We start from the raw sequence: 15,995 nt of genomic DNA on the forward strand, positions 1-15,995 counted from the left end.
AAAACAAGCCACTCATCACGCCTCCTGAAGGCCAGGAAGTTGAGTCAGCCCGGTCCAGAAATTGCAACCAAATCAATGAAACCAGAGCCTAACCTACGTCTGACATCAGACAATAACGCAACAAAACTACCCTAAAGCAATTTTCTGTATCCATTTTGCGGACAGTCTGTCGTTGAGTTAAACAGATTTCACGCGTCTTATGGTCGCGCAAACCAAGGCATTTTCTGGAGAGTTCCTTTAGCTTATGAAAAATGTGTCTCATTCTGTTGGGATAAAAATCCTCACAAAATTTGTATAGTGTTTAAAATGCCAGATTTGTTTGGCAACATTGTTCGCACTGCATAAGATCAATGCGGTTCAGTCATAGGTGTATTTAAGTGAGTAGTTCCGTTCGGGAAAACGATATTGCCATTGTTGGCATGGCCGCGCATTTGCCTGGGGCGGCCTCGGTTGAAGAGTATTGGCACAACCTGCGGGACGGCATTGAATCCATCCGCCATCTTAGCGAAGACGATCTACGCGCAGCGGGTGAAGCTCCGCATTTGCTAAACCGACCGGATTATGTGCCTTTTGCCGCCCCTCTGGAGGGGTTTGAGGGTTTTGATGCCGAGTTTTTTGGCCTCTCCCCCAAGGAAGCTGCCATCATGGATCCGCAGCATCGCCAATTCCTTGAGGTGTCTTGGGAAGCGCTGGAAAATGCCGGCCATACACCCGAGAGCTTTTCAGGTCCGATTGGAGTCTTCGCCGGTTGTGGTATGGGCAGCTATTTTTATTTCAACATCTGCTCGAATGCTGACCTTGTGGACGACGTGGGCATGTTCCTGTTGCGTCATACCGGCAATGACAAGGATTTCCTCTCGACGCGGCTGAGCCATATTCTTGATCTCAAGGGGCCCAGCGTGAATGTGCAAACGGCCTGTTCAACCTCACTGGTGGCAACACATTATGCTACGCAAGCGCTGTTGACCGGTGAGTGTGATATGGCGATTGCCGGGGGTGTCACCATCGAGCTGCCGCAAAATCGCGGCTATATCTACAAAGAAGGTGAGGTCCTGTCGCCGGATGGTCATTGCCATGCCTTTGATCATCGGGCGCAGGGGACGGTTTTTGGATCGGGGGCGGGGGCCGTTATCCTTCGCCGCTTGTCAGATGCAATTGCCGATGGCGATCACATCTGGGGTGTGATCAGGGGCACGGCGATCAACAATGATGGTGCTGACAAGGCCGGGTATCTGGCTCCTTCCGTCGAAGGACAGGCCGCCGCCATATCGGAAGCCCATGTCATGGCCGATGTTACGGCAGATACGCTCGACTATGTGGAATGCCACGGCACTGGTACATATCTTGGTGACCCGATCGAGGTGGCTGCGCTGACACAGGCCTTTTCTGACACCACCGATGAGACGGGTTTTTGCAAGCTTGGATCGGTGAAAACCAATATTGGCCATCTGGATACAGCCGCCGGTGTGGCGAGTCTGATCAAGGCATCCTTGGCCCTGTATCATCAGGAAATCCCACCAAGCCTGGGCTATGAAAAACCCAATCCGGCGATCGATTTCGAAGACAGCCCGTTTCGCGTCAATGATCAGTTGACCCCATGGGCATCTCACAAAGGGCCACGACGCGCCGGAGTGAACTCGCTGGGTGTTGGAGGTACCAATGCTCATGTGGTGCTGGAGGAAGCGCCCGCACGGGCCGCATCTGAGTCATCAGATTGGCCGTTCCAGTTGTTAACTATTTCTGCGCACAGCAAAAAGGCGCTTGAGGGCAATTCAGCTGCACTGGCCGCACATTTGCGTCGGCATCAGGATGAAGATCTGGCTGATATTGCATGGACCCTCAAAGAAGGCCGCCAGGGATTTGAAAAACGCCGTGTGATTGCTGCTGAAAGCCATGAGGAAGCCGCGGCGCTTCTGGAAGGCGGCGACCCTCGCCGGGTCTTTACGCATTCCGTCATCTCCGACAATCCCGATCATGTCTTCATGTTCCCCGGGGGCGGCGCACAATATGCCGGCATGGCGCGCGATCTCTATGAAACAGAGCCTGTTTTTGCCGATTGGATGGATCGCGGATTGGAGATTTTGCAGCCCAAGATCGATTATGACATCCGTTCATTGTGGCTGCCGGAACCCGGACAGGAAGCCGAGGCCGACGCGCGCCTGACCACGCCGTCGGTGCAATTACCGCTGATCATGATCACGGAATATGCGCTGGCGCAGCTCTGGATCAGTTGGGGTGTGGAACCAGCCGCGCTTGTCGGTCATTCCATGGGGGAAAACACCGCTGCTTGTGTGGCCGGTGTCATGTCCTTTGAAGACTGCATCGGCCTTGTACATCTGCGCGGCCAGCTTTTTGATACTGTGCCCGCAGGTGGCATGCTGAGCGTACCGCTGCCTGCAGATGAGTTGCGCCCGCTGCTGGGGGATGATCTGGATTTGGGCGCGGTGAACGCGCCGGGTTTGAGTATTGCAACCGGGCCTCAGGCCGCGCTTGACGCGCTTGCAGACCGATTGCAGGCGCAGGACATCGACTGTCAACGTATCCCGATCGACATCGCCGCCCATTCCCGCATGTTAGAGCCGATCCTGCAGGATTTCGGGGACTACCTGCGCAGTATCACCCTGAACGCTCCGCAAATTCCTTTTCCGTCGAACCGGAGCGGCACCTGGATCACAACCGAGGAAGCAACTGATCCAGAATACTGGGTTGGGCATCTCAGAAACACTGTTCATTTCGCCGATTGCATCACCACACTGGCAGAAAACCCCGAACGGATTTTCATCGAGGTTGGTCCGGGCAAAGCGCTGGCCTCGTTGACGGGTCAGCATGACAAGGTTGACGCCAACCAAGTTATCGGCAGCTTGCGCCATCCAAAGGATGACATCGCTGATGACGCATATTTCCTGGCGATGCTGGGTCGGGTCTGGGCGTTGGGCGGAGATTTTGACTGGGGCCAGTATTGGGGCGAGGCGCGCCGCAATCGCGTCGTGTTGCCCAGCTACGCCTTCCAACGCGCGCCTTATTTCATTGAGCCGGGCAAAGCCCAGTCAGATGCTGAAACTCAATGGTTGATGCGCAGCGATGATCCCGCTGGCTGGGGGTATCGTGTCAGCTGGACCCCTACCTATGCTGCTTGCGATATCGACGTGGCGCAGGGCCTGGAAGATGTGCCACCAGAAAGCTGGCTTGTCTTTGAAGATGAAGCGGGGCTGTGTCGTCAATTGGCTGAGCGCCTGCGTGGTGCTGGCCATGCCGTCACCACGGTGGTTCCTGGCGACGGTTTTGCGCGCATCCATGAAGATCACTACTGTCTTGCCCCGGAGCGGGGGCGCGAAGGCTATGACATGCTGCTCAGGGATTTGTCGGATCAGAGCCGCCTGCCCACACGTATCGTGCATGGCTGGTCCCTGACAGACCGTGAAAGTTTCCGCCCTGGCAGCAGTTTCTTCCATCGCAATCTGGAGCAAGGCTTTTACAGTCTCTTTTTCCTGGCGCAGGCGATTGGCGAAGAAGACCTACCAATGCCGCTGCACATGCATGTGCTGAGCTCGGGCGCATTACAGGTTCGGGATGAAGATTTACCGCACCCGGAAAAAGCCACGCTGACAGGTCCTACGCGGGTGATCCCGCGCGAGTTTCCCGGCCTGACATGTGCCCTGCTCGATATCGATCTGCCTCAAGCCGAAGGCAAACGCCGCCGCCCGGCGCTGCCCGGCGACATGGTGGGTCAGGTGCTTGAGGATCTGCTGGCAGAACCTGCCACGCTGACGGCGGCCATTCGCGGCGGCAAACGCTATGTACTGGGGTACCGGTCGCAGCCTCTGCCTGAGCCTGACATTGCAGATTTACCTCTGCGCAACGGGGGCACTTATCTGATCACCGGTGGGTTCGGAGGTATTGGGCTCACATTGTCCGAAGCTCTGATCCGCAAAACCGGAGCCAACATCGTTCTTATGGCCCGTAGCCCTCTGCCTGCGCGTGACAGCTGGGAACAAATACTGCATCAGAATGCTCCGCAGGACCGAACCGTCCGGAACATCCGCGCCATCCAGACACTTGAAGCCGCTGGCGGGAAGGTCCTGCCGATTGCTGGGGACGTCAGCAATGTCGAAGACATGCAGCGCATCATTGCGCGCAGCGCGCAAGAGTTCGGAGAAATCCATGGTGTCATTCATGCCGCTGGCTTGATCGATGACGCGCCCATTATGACCAAGTCCATGATGGAGATTGAAGACGTCTTTACCCCCAAGATTCACGGCACACAGGTGCTTGATCAGGTATTTCCTGACGGGGCGCTTGACTGGCTGGTTTTGTTTTCCTCGACCTCGACGGCAACCGCGCCCATTGGGCAGATAGATTATGTGGCCGCAAATGAGTATCTCAACGCCTATGCGCGCGCGCGCTCGGAAGACCAAACACAGGTGTTGGCTGTAAACTGGGGCATCTGGTCCGATGTGGGCATGGCCGCGGACGCCATGGAAACGCGTATCGGGCCCGAAGAAGCGCCGGTTGAACCGATTGACCAGCCCATGTTGGACAACGCCACTTTTGACCGGTCCGGAAATCGGGTTTTTACCGCAGAGTATGAAGTGGCGGAGCGCTGGTTCCTTGATGATCACCGTACCAAGGCGGGTCAGGCGCTGGTGCCGGGCACAGGCTATCTGGAGCTTGCCTCCGAAGCCCTGCGCGCCCAAGGCGAAACCGGCCCGTTCGAAATTCGCGACCTTTATTTTCTGCGTCCGCTGGCTGTTGACGATGATGCCGGGCAACAAGTGCAACTGCGCCTGCCACGCAGCGATATGGGCTATGATCTGGTGATACAGAGCGCACCTGAAGGGGGATCGAGCTTTGAGATGAACGCGCAGGCCAGCCTGTCGCTCTTGCCGCTGGAGAACCCAGAACCTCTTGATATTGCTGCTATCATCGCCCGATGCGCTCCGCAGTACAAAGCCGAAGAAAATGCGCGCCTGACAGCTGCACAAGAAGCACATTTGAAGTTCGGCCCACGCTGGCAGGTTCTGACCCAAACAGCACTTGGAGCCGAGGAAGGGATCGCCCATCTCAGCCTGCGTGGAAGCCTAACTGACGATCTGACCGCAGGCTATGATCTGCACCCCGGCTTGATGGATTTGGCGACGGGATGGGCGATGGAGTTGATCGAAGGCTATCAACCTACCCATCTGTGGGTGCCCGTTTCGTATCGCTCGGTGAAAGTGCACCACCCGCTTGGGCCACAAATCGTGAGCTGGGTGCGCAGCGCTGGTGACAATCAGGCTGACGGCGAAACGGCCAGTTTCGATGTCATAATTGCCCTGCCTGATGGCAGTGTCTGTGTCGAAGTCGAAGGCTTCACCATTCGGCGAATAGAATCCGTTGCCGACTTTGCCCATAGTGAAGCACCAAACACCGCGAGTACGGGTGATGTGGAACTTGCACAACCTCTGTCGCCTGCCGAAGAGCGCCTGCGTCATAACTTGTCGCAAGGTATTTCCTCGACAGAAGGCGCTGACCTCTTCTTCCGCGCACTAAGGTTGAACCAATCGCAGGTCATTCTCTCATCATTGGACCTGAACGGACTGATTGAACAGGCCGCAGAGACGGGCGCGTCCACCGGTGACAGCGAGCAGAAATTCCAGCGCCCAGACCTCGACGGGGAATATGTGGCGCCGGACAATGATATTGAACGTCGATTGGCCGGGTTCTGGCAGGAGCTGCTGGGGGTTGATCAGATCGGGGTCGAGGACAGTTTCTTCGACCTTGGAGGGCATTCCCTGATCGCCGTCCGGCTTTTTGCGCAGATTCGGAAAACCTACAATGTGGACTTCCCTATTTCAGTGCTGTTCGAGGCGCCTACTATTCGCAAATGTGCCGAATTGATCGCCGCACGTGGTGTCCCCACCGAGGGCACTGCGGAAGTGACCCCAGCAAATGCACCAGTCGCACCTACACGTCGCTTTACGCATCTGGTGCCGATGCATTCGGGCGAAGGTGGATCGAAGACACCCTTCTTCCTGGTGGCGGGCATGTTTGGCAATGTGCTCAACTTGCGCCATCTGGCCCATCTGATCGGATCCGACCGACCCTTCTATGGACTGCAGGCTCGCGGCCTTTACGGCGACGAGGAGCCCCACCGTGATCTGTGCGAAGCGGCATGTGATTATATCGCCGAAATGCGTCAGGTTCAGCCACATGGCCCCTATATGTTGGGTGGGTTTTCCGGCGGTGGTATTACCGCTTACGAGATTGCCCGCCAGTTAACGGAAGCAGGTGAGGAAGTTCTGGCGTTGATCATGCTGGATACACCTTTGCCGGTCCCCCGGGCGTTGAGTACGCGGGATCGAGCGGTGATCCAGTGGCTTGAGCTGAAGAAGAAGGGGTTATCTTATCCGATAACTTGGCTAAAAAACCGTATCGCCTGGGAGGTCGAGAAACGACAGCGTCGTCTTGAAGACGATACCACGACAGCAGGTCAAAATTTCCACGATACCGCCATTGAAGCTGCGTTTTTGGAAAGTATCGCCAATTACCCGCTCAAACCTTGGGATGGGCCGCTGACTCTGTTCCGCCCGCCACTTGTTGGTAAATGGCAGGTCGCGCCAGACCGTCTGGTCAATGACGATCGCGACTACCTGAGCCCTGATAATGACTGGACCGAATGGGCTCCTAAACTTGAGATACATGAAGTCCCCGGAGATCATGACTCCATGGTGTTGGAGCCCAATGTACGAGTACTCGCGGCTCGGATGCGGCGCAGTCTGGAAGCCGCAGACAAATCCGCACTCTCTACCCCTCTTCGACAACTCCGGCAGGAGGCGGCTGAATAACAATGCCCGGTTCTGCCGTCCTTACCATTATTCTGAATTATAAGACTGCCGAGATGAGCCTGCGCTCAGCCGAAGCAGCCCTCAAGGCAATGGAAGGTGTCGAAGGCGAAATCATCCTTGTCGACAATAATTCACAAGACGGGTCATTTGAGCGGATGTGTGCACATGCCGCCTCGCAAGGTTGGAATAAAAACAACAGGGTCAGAGTGCTGCAATCCGAGCACAATGGTGGTTATGGAGCAGGCAACAACGTTGGTATTCGCGCCAAGCTCAGCAATGGGCATGCACCTGATTACATTTATGTGCTGAACTCTGACGCTTTTCCCGAAAAAGAGGCCATCCGTATCCTGCGTGATCATCTCGATACCAACTCACAAACTGGTTTTGCCGGCAGCTATATTCACGGCGAAGATGATGATCCGCATCTGACCAGTTTCCGCTTTCCGTCGATCGCCAGTGAATTTGAAAGCGCAATCCGCTTTGGGCCGGTTAGCCGGATTCTGGCGCATCGTGTTGTTCCAATTCCAATCCCCGATCACAGTCGCCCAGTCGATTGGCTGGCTGGGGCAAGTCTGATGATGCGTCAAAGCCTCCTTGATGAAATTGGTTTGTTTGACGAGACCTTCTTTCTGTATTTCGAAGAAACAGATTTATGCCGCCGCGCTGCAAAAGCCGGGTATCAGACATACTATTTGCGAGACAGTCGCGTCATGCATATCGGTTCAGTATCGACCGGCATGAAGTCCTGGAGCCGAGTGCCAACGTATTGGTTCGACTCGCGTCTATACTATTTCACTAAAAACCACGGTGCTCTTTATGCGGTTGGGGCGACCCTTGCTCATCTGAGCGGCGGTTTTCTGCATTGGCTACGTTGTCTGATTACCCGCAGGAAACGCGACGTACCGCCTTTCTTTCTAACGACTTTAGCTTGGCACGATTTAAAGGCTGGCCTGTACGCTTGCCTGCCCAATAATAGGCGAGAACATCGGCCTGATCCTATTCCTGGAGAGTAACATATGCCCTTTTCAACCCTGTTGATCGGCCATGAATCCTTACTTGTGCAATGCGGAACAATGCTGCTTGAGGCCGGTCACAATATTCGAGGTGTTGTAACCCGAAATCCGGATGTGCGGAATTGGGCTGAAGGCCAGTCGCTGACGGTTCACGCGCCGGGTGCGGACCTCGCTGACCGGGTCGCTGATACCGAGTTTGACTGGCTGCTCAGTATCGCCAATCTTGATCTTCTGCCGCAGACGCTTCTGGATCAGGCCCGCAAAGGGGCGGTCAATTTCCATGATGGTCCCTTGCCTCGCTATGCCGGGCTGAACGCGCCGGTCTGGGCGCTTTTGAATGGAGAAGTTCGGCACGGCATCAGCTGGCACTTGATCACATGCGAAGTGGATAAAGGCGACATTATCACCCAGCGTCATGTGGATATCGGCGTAAACGACACGGCATTGACGCTCAACACCAAATGCTATGGCGCTGCGATGGACAGTTTTCCCGATGTCATCGCAGCGCTTGAGGCGGGCGTTCCCAACCCACACTTTCAGGACCTGAGCCAGCGCAGTTATTTTGCCCGTGACGCGCGCCCCGGGGCCGGAGCACAGATTGATTTCACCGCCCCGGCCACACAGATTGCCACACTGGTACGTGCCCTTGATCATGGAGACTACTGGAACCCGCTGACCTGTCCCAAGCTGGACACCGGAGAACAGATCTATCTGGTTGGCCAGGCCGAGGTTCAATCATCGGAACCGGCCGCACTGGGTACAATTCTGGCCCGCGATGCGGAAAGCTTGACTATCGCCACCGGACAGGACGCCATCAGATTAAGCCAGTTTAGAGACTGTTTTGGCGAAGGGATCACGGCGGCAGACATCGCCCCGGATTGCAATGTGCTCCCCTTGTTCAGTGCCGCAGACCGGGCCGAGCTTACCGCCACACTCACCCCCACTGCCAAAGCAGATATTCACTGGCGGAAACCATTGGAAACACTGAAACATTCCGATCTGCCACTGATTGAGCGGAATGCGCCCGCATCCGCGGTGATTACACATATCGTAAATGGAAGCGCCACATTCGAGAAAGCCGCCACTGCGCTGGCCGCGCTTTTCCTGCGCCAAGGGGGAGGTGATACTCTGAATCTGGCTCTATCTCTGCCCGAAACGGCCTCAGACTATATCAGCGACTGGGTGCCAGTCACCGTGTCATCGGGTAATACCATGGTAGAGCTTCAAGCCGGGCTGACACAGGACATCACTGCGGCCCGGGCACGTGGCGGGTTTTCCATTGACCTGCCCGCGCGTCTGTCCCGGTCCAGAGATGATCATTTTGCTATGCCGCAGCTTGGCTTGACGGATACAAACGCAGAGCTGATCCCCGGCACCAGCCTGACCCTGTCGCTTGTAGAGGGTCAGATTCAGCTCTGTGCCGACAGTGGCCATATCAGCGCCGAGGCGCTGGCCCTGATCGCCGCCCGGCTTGAGGCCATCATGGCACAGTTGGATACCCCAGAGACGGTTGGAAAACCCATCCGCGATCTATCCCTGATGTCTGAAGCCGAGCGGGTGAAAATCCTGACGGAATGGAATGCGACCGACACGGACTATGATCACACGACCTGCATTCACCAGCACTTTGAAACCCAAGTCGCCCGGACGCCCGACGCCATTGCGCTGGCTTTCGAAGATCAAAGCTTTAGCTACGATGCCTTGAACCGTGCGGCCAACCGGGTTGCGCATGTTCTGCAGGATATGGGGGTTGGTCCCGGCACTTTGGTCGGGTTGCATGTCAAACGCTCGCCGCAGCTTGTGATCGCAGCTCTGGGTATTCTCAAAGCTGGCGGTGCCTATGTGCCGATGGACCCTTCTTACCCGGCGGATCGCACTGCGCTGTATCTTCAGGATAGCGCCGCACCCGTTGTCATCACCGAGACCGATCTCGCCCGGAACTTGCCGGAATCCGGGGCGCAGCTACTGTCAATCGATGCGGATTCGCGCCTGTCTGCTGCGGCTGACAGCAACCCCGACAGCACCGTGACGGCAGATGATCTGGCCTATGTGATCTATACGTCAGGTTCGACCGGACGACCCAAGGGCGTGATGATCGAACACCGCAATGTATCGAACTTCTTCACCGGCATGGATGGGCGTATTTCACATGACCCGGCAGGTGTCTGGATGGCAGTCACCAGCTTGTCCTTCGATATTTCCGTGCTGGAGTTGTTCTGGACACTGGCCCGCGGTTTCAAGGTTGTTCTGAGCGATGATGATAACCGCGCCCTTGTGGCGGGCGACAGTACCCCTGCGCGCGGAAGCACCGGACGTGGCATGGACTTCAGCCTCTATTACTGGGGTAATGATGACGGCGTCGGGCGCGATAAATACAAATCCCTGCTAGAGGGGGCAAAATTCGCCGACAAGCACGGATTTTGCGCTGTCTGGACGCCCGAGCGTCACTTCCACGCCTTTGGCGGTCCCTATCCGAACCCATCAGTCACTGGCGCAGCCGTCGCAGCCGTCACCGAGAACCTATCGGTCCGCGCGGGCTCCTGTGTCGCCCCCCTGCACCATCCGGCCCGGATCGCCGAGGAATGGGCCATCATCGACAATCTGACCAACGGACGTGCGGCGCTGGCGATCGCTTCTGGCTGGCAACCTGATGATTTCGTTCTGCGCCCAGAAAACACCCCGCCGGACAACAAGCCAGCCATGCTGCAATCCATCGATATCCTGCGCAAACTCTGGAAGGGAGAGCCCGTCGAGTTTCCAAAGAAGTCCGGAGAAATGCACGCTGTTGTCACTCAGCCCCGGCCGGTTTCGAAGACGCTTCCAGTATGGGTCACCACAGCAGGCAACCCGGCAACCTGGAAAGAGGCTGGCGCCATCGGCGCAAATGTCCTGACCCACCTTCTGGGACAAAGCGTCGATGAAGTCGCTGACAAAATCGGTCTCTACCACAGCGCATTGCGCGAAGCAGGCCATGACCCGAAGGACCACACAGTCACCCTGATGTTGCATACATTCGTCGGAGCGGATCGTGAAGAGGTACGCGAAGTGGCGCGCGAACCGATGAAGGATTACCTGCGCTCCGCTGCAGGATTGATCAAACAATATGCCTGGGCCTTCCCCGCCTTCAAGAAACCCGAGGGCGTCAGCAATGCGTTCGAACTGGACCTGGGCTCGCTTGAAGAAGAAGAACTTGAGGGCATTCTTGATTTCGCCTTCCTGCGGTATTTCGAAGACTCGGGTCTTTTTGGCACGGTCGAAGACTGCTTGGCGCGCGTCGAAGAGCTCAAGCGCATTGGCGTGGATGAGATTGCCTGTCTGATCGACTATGGCGTCCCGGTGGATCAGGTGCTTGAGGGGCTTAAACCTCTGGCCGAAGTTCTGCGCCTGTCCAATCAGGATACAGAACCGGCCGAGGATGATTTCTCGATCGCAGCGCAAATTCATCGCCACAAGGTTACGCATATGCAGTGTACCCCCAGCATGGCGCAGATGCTGGTTATGAATGACGAGGCCCGTCAGGCGATGGCGCGCCTCAAGCACATGATGATCGGGGGCGAGGCGCTACCCGGCTCACTGGTTTCGGAATTGGCCGAGATCACCTCGGCACATGTTGAGAACATGTATGGGCCGACCGAAACCACCATCTGGTCGACGACTGAAACTGCAACTCCGGTGTTGGGTACGGTCAACATCGGTCGACCGATTGCCAATACTCAGGTTTATGTTCTGGACGAAGATCAAAACCCACTACCCACTGGTGTCGCGGGTGAGCTTTACATTGGCGGGGCTGGCGTTGCCCGTGGGTACTGGCAGCGTGAAGACTTAACGGCCGAGCGTTTTGTGCCTGACCCATTCAACAACCAACCCGGTGCTCGGATGTACCGGACAGGAGATCTGGCGCGCTGGCGTCCGGACGGGCGACTCGATTTCCTGGGGCGGGCGGACCATCAGGTCAAGCTGCGCGGATACAGGATTGAATTGGGAGAGATCGAAAGTGTTCTGGATGCCCAATCAGGCATTCGCCAGTCCGTTGTTATGGCCCGCGAAGACACTCCGGGCTTGACCCAGTTGGTCGGCTATCTGATCGCGGATGGCGACCTGAATGAACGGGCGCTGCGGGATACGCTGACCGGACAACTGCCCGAATTCATGATCCCCGCACATTTCGTTACGCTGGACAGCTTTCCACTGACGCCCAACAAGAAAATTGATCGTAAGGCGTTGCCAGCCCCTCGGCCCCGCAAGGCCGCTCCAACCACACAGACCCAGGTGGTGCAAACCACCGACCCCGCACCCGCAGCAGCATCGGGTGGAACGGCTGTTCGACAGGTTGCCGCGATATGGTCCCGGATTCTGGGCATTCAGGATATCGGCCCGCGCGACAATTTCTTTGACCTTGGCGGGCATTCACTACTGGCCGTACAGGCGCATCGGGAAATCAAGAAAGAGCTAAATGTTCCGGGTCTCAGCATCACGGATATTTTCCGGTTCCCAATGTTGGGTGTACTAGCTGCCAAGATCGAAGAAAAAACAGGGCGCGCGGCTGGAACCGGTTCAACTTCAGAAACCACCCCGACAACGGAAGGATCTGTCCAATCCGACAAGGCCGCAAAACGCAGCGACGCCATGTCGCGCCGACGGGAAATGCGCGCCCGACGTCAAAAGCAGGCGTGACAGAACTTGATCTGATCCGCGCTGAATTACGTGGCTTGGTCGACCCCGATGTTGGGAGCGGTGTCACCGATCCCAAGGCGCCCGAAGAAAGCACTATGGACAATGAAAGGACACTCACGCATCAAGGAAGAGACCAAGTTCCTATTTCCGTCACTGGCAGCCTGTATGAGTGATGCGGCAATGAGTGAGATAGATATCCAGCATACAGCCAAAGTTCTGGATCTTGTAAACTTCCCTGATCGGGCTGGATTGTTCAAAAGCATCCAGGAGCACTGGCAAAGAAGTCAGGGGTTCGCACTGGCGACATTGAACCTCGACCACATTGTGAAGATGCGTGGCAACCCTGATTTCTTCCAATCTTATAAAGCGCATAGTCACATTGTAGCAGATGGAAACCCGATCGTGTGGCTCTCGCGGATGGCGGGGCGGGAGGTTGATCTGATGCCGGGATCCGAGTTGATAGAGCCTCTGGCCGAAATGGCCGCTCGCGATAATGTGCCTGTGGCGTTTTTGGGAGCCACACCTGAAACACTTGATCGGGCGGCACAGAGATTGACTGCCCAATACCCAGGATTGCGTGTGGTTGAACAGATTGCGCCCCCTTTTGGGTTTGATCCCCAGGGGGTGAAGGCTGTTTCCTATCTTGAAGCAATAAGGCAGTCCGGAGCACAACTGTGCTTTCTGGCTTTGGGGGCGCCCAAGCAGGAACAATTGGCGATTGAAGGGCGCAGGCATGCTCCTGGCTGCGGATTTGTCTCAATCGGTGCTGGGCTTGATTTCATCGCGGGGAGCCAGACTCGTGCACCCAAATGGGTAAGGACACTGGCGCTAGAATGGGTATGGCGTATGCTGAGGAATCCAAAGCGCCTAGCTGGGCGCTATTGGCAATGTATTCTGATTTTACCGGGGTTGGTGCGCGAGGCGCGATGGATTGGGAGGCAGAATTGACAAGCGATCCATCTGGCATTTCGGCGACCGTGCCGGATTGGTCTCCAGAAAAACCACAACGCTGGGAAATCCCTTGCGCGGGCTTCTGAAAAGCATCCTAGAATACCAATGTATGTGTCGGAAAGGTGGCTTTATTGGAAGTTTGCGGTCGCGATGGTAGATTCTTGCTCACCGGCTTTGGTCATTTACTACACAGGCTGAGCGTCACTTAACGCCTTCGATAAAAGGTGAGCTGATGCTGCCTCATCCCAATGGCATCGTTGTGCATCCGGATGTCACAATTGGGTCAAACTGCATGATATCTCAGCGGACTACATTAGGGACTGTAACTAGAAAATCGGTGTTTCAACGCATTATTGTAAGATGACCAATCCGTAGTCTTGTACTTTGTAGGCCCCCAACTGCTCATGCGCTCCAGCCATCACGCTGGCTTCGCAAGATGAGTCACCTCAGGCCATTTGTGCAATAAAACCCGACAAAGCCTACTGGCTTGTAAAATGATCGTAAAAAAGCTAATTTCATTCAGTATAGTAGGATAATAATGTCGAAATGACATAACTCACGACTGGTACCTAGTTTTTTAGGGGGTAATGATTGAAATGTTTACAAAACAGATCGGGGCGGGATTCGCCGCCGCTATCGCTCTGTTGTGCGCAACGTCTGCGGGCGCAGCAACGATAAATTTCGGCGTTGACCGCAGCTATACCAATGGCTCCAATAATTACACCAGCACGGACGGATCAGTAACCGTCGGCGTGGATGGCGTTCGGGTCAACAACTCAGGCACAATCACCAATACTTCTGATTTCTGGACTGCAAGCTGGGATGGGGCCATCGAGCGCAGTGGATTGGGTGTTTACGACTGTCGCTGGCAAAACCGGTGCTTGGACAATCATATGATCGACGGGCGAGGCCCGGACGAATTCGCGCTGATTGATTTCGGCGATCTAACAGTTGAAGTGACATCGGTCACCTTCTCCTACTGGGACCGCCGCGATACGTTCGCATTCGGTACCTATGACAGCTCTGCACTTCCGGCCACCGCCTTGATCTACGAAGAAAACCTAGATGACGGAAACTCTAATCCTTACACACATTACTTTAATGCAGGGGAGGTCACGGGTTCGCTCATCGGGTTCGGCGCTGACAGCTGGCGTGATAACTTCAAGCTACAAAGCATCACGTTCAACGTGTTGTCTGCGGTGCCCTTGCCTACTGGTCTCGTACTGCTTTTGACAGGGTTATGTGGGCTCGGGTTTATGCATCGCCGTCGTCAATTCGCCTGACCAAAAGCGCAACATTCTGATTGAAAGCCAGCTCACTTCACAAGCTTTCTTTTGTGACGTTTCAGAAGTATTTTCCACTTCCAAAGCCACATTCCAATTGACGACACGGTCTGTTGATCGCGTCTGCCTCATGTTATGGCTTTGATAAGAGACTATCCGTCTTGCCTGTGAGAAAGTAGACCAGAGCATCCAACTTTTAACCTGAGACATATCCGGCAGCTTTGAAGTAGTCCCAATACTCTTCCGGCGTGTCGAGATCGCAGATTTTTATCAGAGTTTGGAACACATCTGTGAAGTTACGAGCACCGGTCCTGCTCAGGTGCGCTTTGAGCTTCGAGAACGCCATCTCAATCGCGCTTAGATCGGGGCTGTATAGCGGCAGAAACAAGATCCAGAATCCAGCGTCCCACAGGGTTTATCTGACGGGTGTTGATCCCTGAAATCGCCCCCAGAACCGCCGCCTTCCTCGACAACATCGCCACACATCGAAACTGGGAAGCGGCTACCTACTCTGAAAGCACACGGTTGCTGGTTTCTGTACCTGCCGCCATGCTCACCTGATCTCAATCAAATAGAACAAGCATTCTTCCAAACTCAAGGCGCACTTGCGCAAAGTTGGAGCCCATTCATTCTCATCAGTCTCCCAAGCAATCGGTCAAATCTGTGATCTTTATACACCGATGTAGTATTGGAACTACTTCAAAGCTGCCGGATATATCTCAGGTTAAAAGTTGGACGTTTTAACCGGCGGACCAAACTGCAGACTCAAACCTTTGGGCTGAGATTCGCTTATCAATCCTGCCAGAAACTGGGAGATCAGCAGAATGCTGCCGACCGAAGCCCAGAACGCCTGATCAGTGAAGAATGTCTGAATCCGACGTGCTAGGGAGAATCTCAATACCACTCACAAAGTTTGGCGCCGCCTCCGGGGCCTTTCGCAAAAAAAACACAAACAAGGCCCGAAAATGACCAACTGGTTGTAAACAAAAACCATGTTGCCAATAGGATTGTAATGAGTTCAGAACCCACAGTTCTCACTTCTTTAATTGTGACGCCTTTACGCAACTAGGAATCGTGCCACTCACTCTGACCTAGTCATTGGATCACCTATATGCCTGCATCTCAAAATCCTTCATCTTCGCGTCTGGTAGCCTCGGAGGGCTTCCGCATGGCCTTCTTCGCGCTTGATTTCAGGCCTTCGAGACTGTCGCAGATCGATTTTTCTGCCGCAGCGGATGAAACGACGCTCA

At 55.3% G+C, this 15,995-nt stretch carries 7 protein-coding genes; 6 read left to right on the forward strand and 1 reads right to left on the reverse strand.

Translation table 11 applies throughout. The features are described from left to right. The first annotated feature begins 377 nt into the window (after nt 1-377). The 5 genes from ACR0EN_RS21035 (at nt 378) to ACR0EN_RS21055 (ending at nt 14,745) form a co-directional block, all read left to right on the forward strand. Complete coding sequence (locus ACR0EN_RS21035; protein WP_480588555.1) at nt 378-6,824, forward strand: type I polyketide synthase; 6,447 nt, start codon at nt 378-380, stop codon at nt 6,822-6,824. A gap of 2 nt (nt 6,825-6,826) precedes the next feature. After that, the gene (locus ACR0EN_RS21040; protein ID WP_170819524.1) at nt 6,827-7,837 is read left to right on the forward strand and encodes a glycosyltransferase family 2 protein; all 1,011 of its coding nucleotides are present in this window, start codon (nt 6,827-6,829) and stop codon (nt 7,835-7,837) included. Between the two features lie 3 nt (nt 7,838-7,840). Beyond that, nucleotides 7,841-12,511 carry a MupA/Atu3671 family FMN-dependent luciferase-like monooxygenase gene (locus tag ACR0EN_RS21045; protein WP_480588557.1) on the forward strand — a complete coding sequence of 1,557 codons (4,671 nt, stop codon included), beginning with the start codon at nt 7,841-7,843 and terminating at the stop codon, nt 12,509-12,511. Between the two features lie 102 nt (nt 12,512-12,613). Further along, nucleotides 12,614-13,459, forward strand: a complete 846-nt coding sequence (locus tag ACR0EN_RS21050) for a WecB/TagA/CpsF family glycosyltransferase (protein ID WP_480562775.1) — start codon at nt 12,614-12,616, stop codon at nt 13,457-13,459. Nucleotides 13,460-14,058: 599 nt separating this feature from the next. Next, nucleotides 14,059-14,745 carry a VPLPA-CTERM sorting domain-containing protein gene (locus ACR0EN_RS21055; RefSeq protein WP_170819526.1) on the forward strand — a complete coding sequence of 229 codons (687 nt, stop codon included), beginning with the start codon at nt 14,059-14,061 and terminating at the stop codon, nt 14,743-14,745. A gap of 196 nt (nt 14,746-14,941) precedes the next feature. On the opposite strand, the gene ACR0EN_RS21060 is transcribed toward ACR0EN_RS21055, so the two are convergent. Next, on the reverse strand, nt 14,942-15,157 hold the full coding sequence (locus ACR0EN_RS21060) for a transposase (protein WP_480537331.1): 216 nt from the start codon (nt 15,155-15,157) through the stop codon (nt 14,942-14,944). A 99-nt stretch (nt 15,158-15,256) separates the two neighbouring features. Between ACR0EN_RS21060 and ACR0EN_RS21065 the strand changes: the two genes are divergently transcribed. Next, the gene (locus tag ACR0EN_RS21065) at nt 15,257-15,412 is read left to right on the forward strand and encodes a transposase (RefSeq protein WP_480537332.1); all 156 of its coding nucleotides are present in this window, start codon (nt 15,257-15,259) and stop codon (nt 15,410-15,412) included. The last annotated feature ends 583 nt before the right edge of the window (nt 15,413-15,995 follow it).

The organism is Ruegeria sp. AB7 (assembly GCF_056542625.1).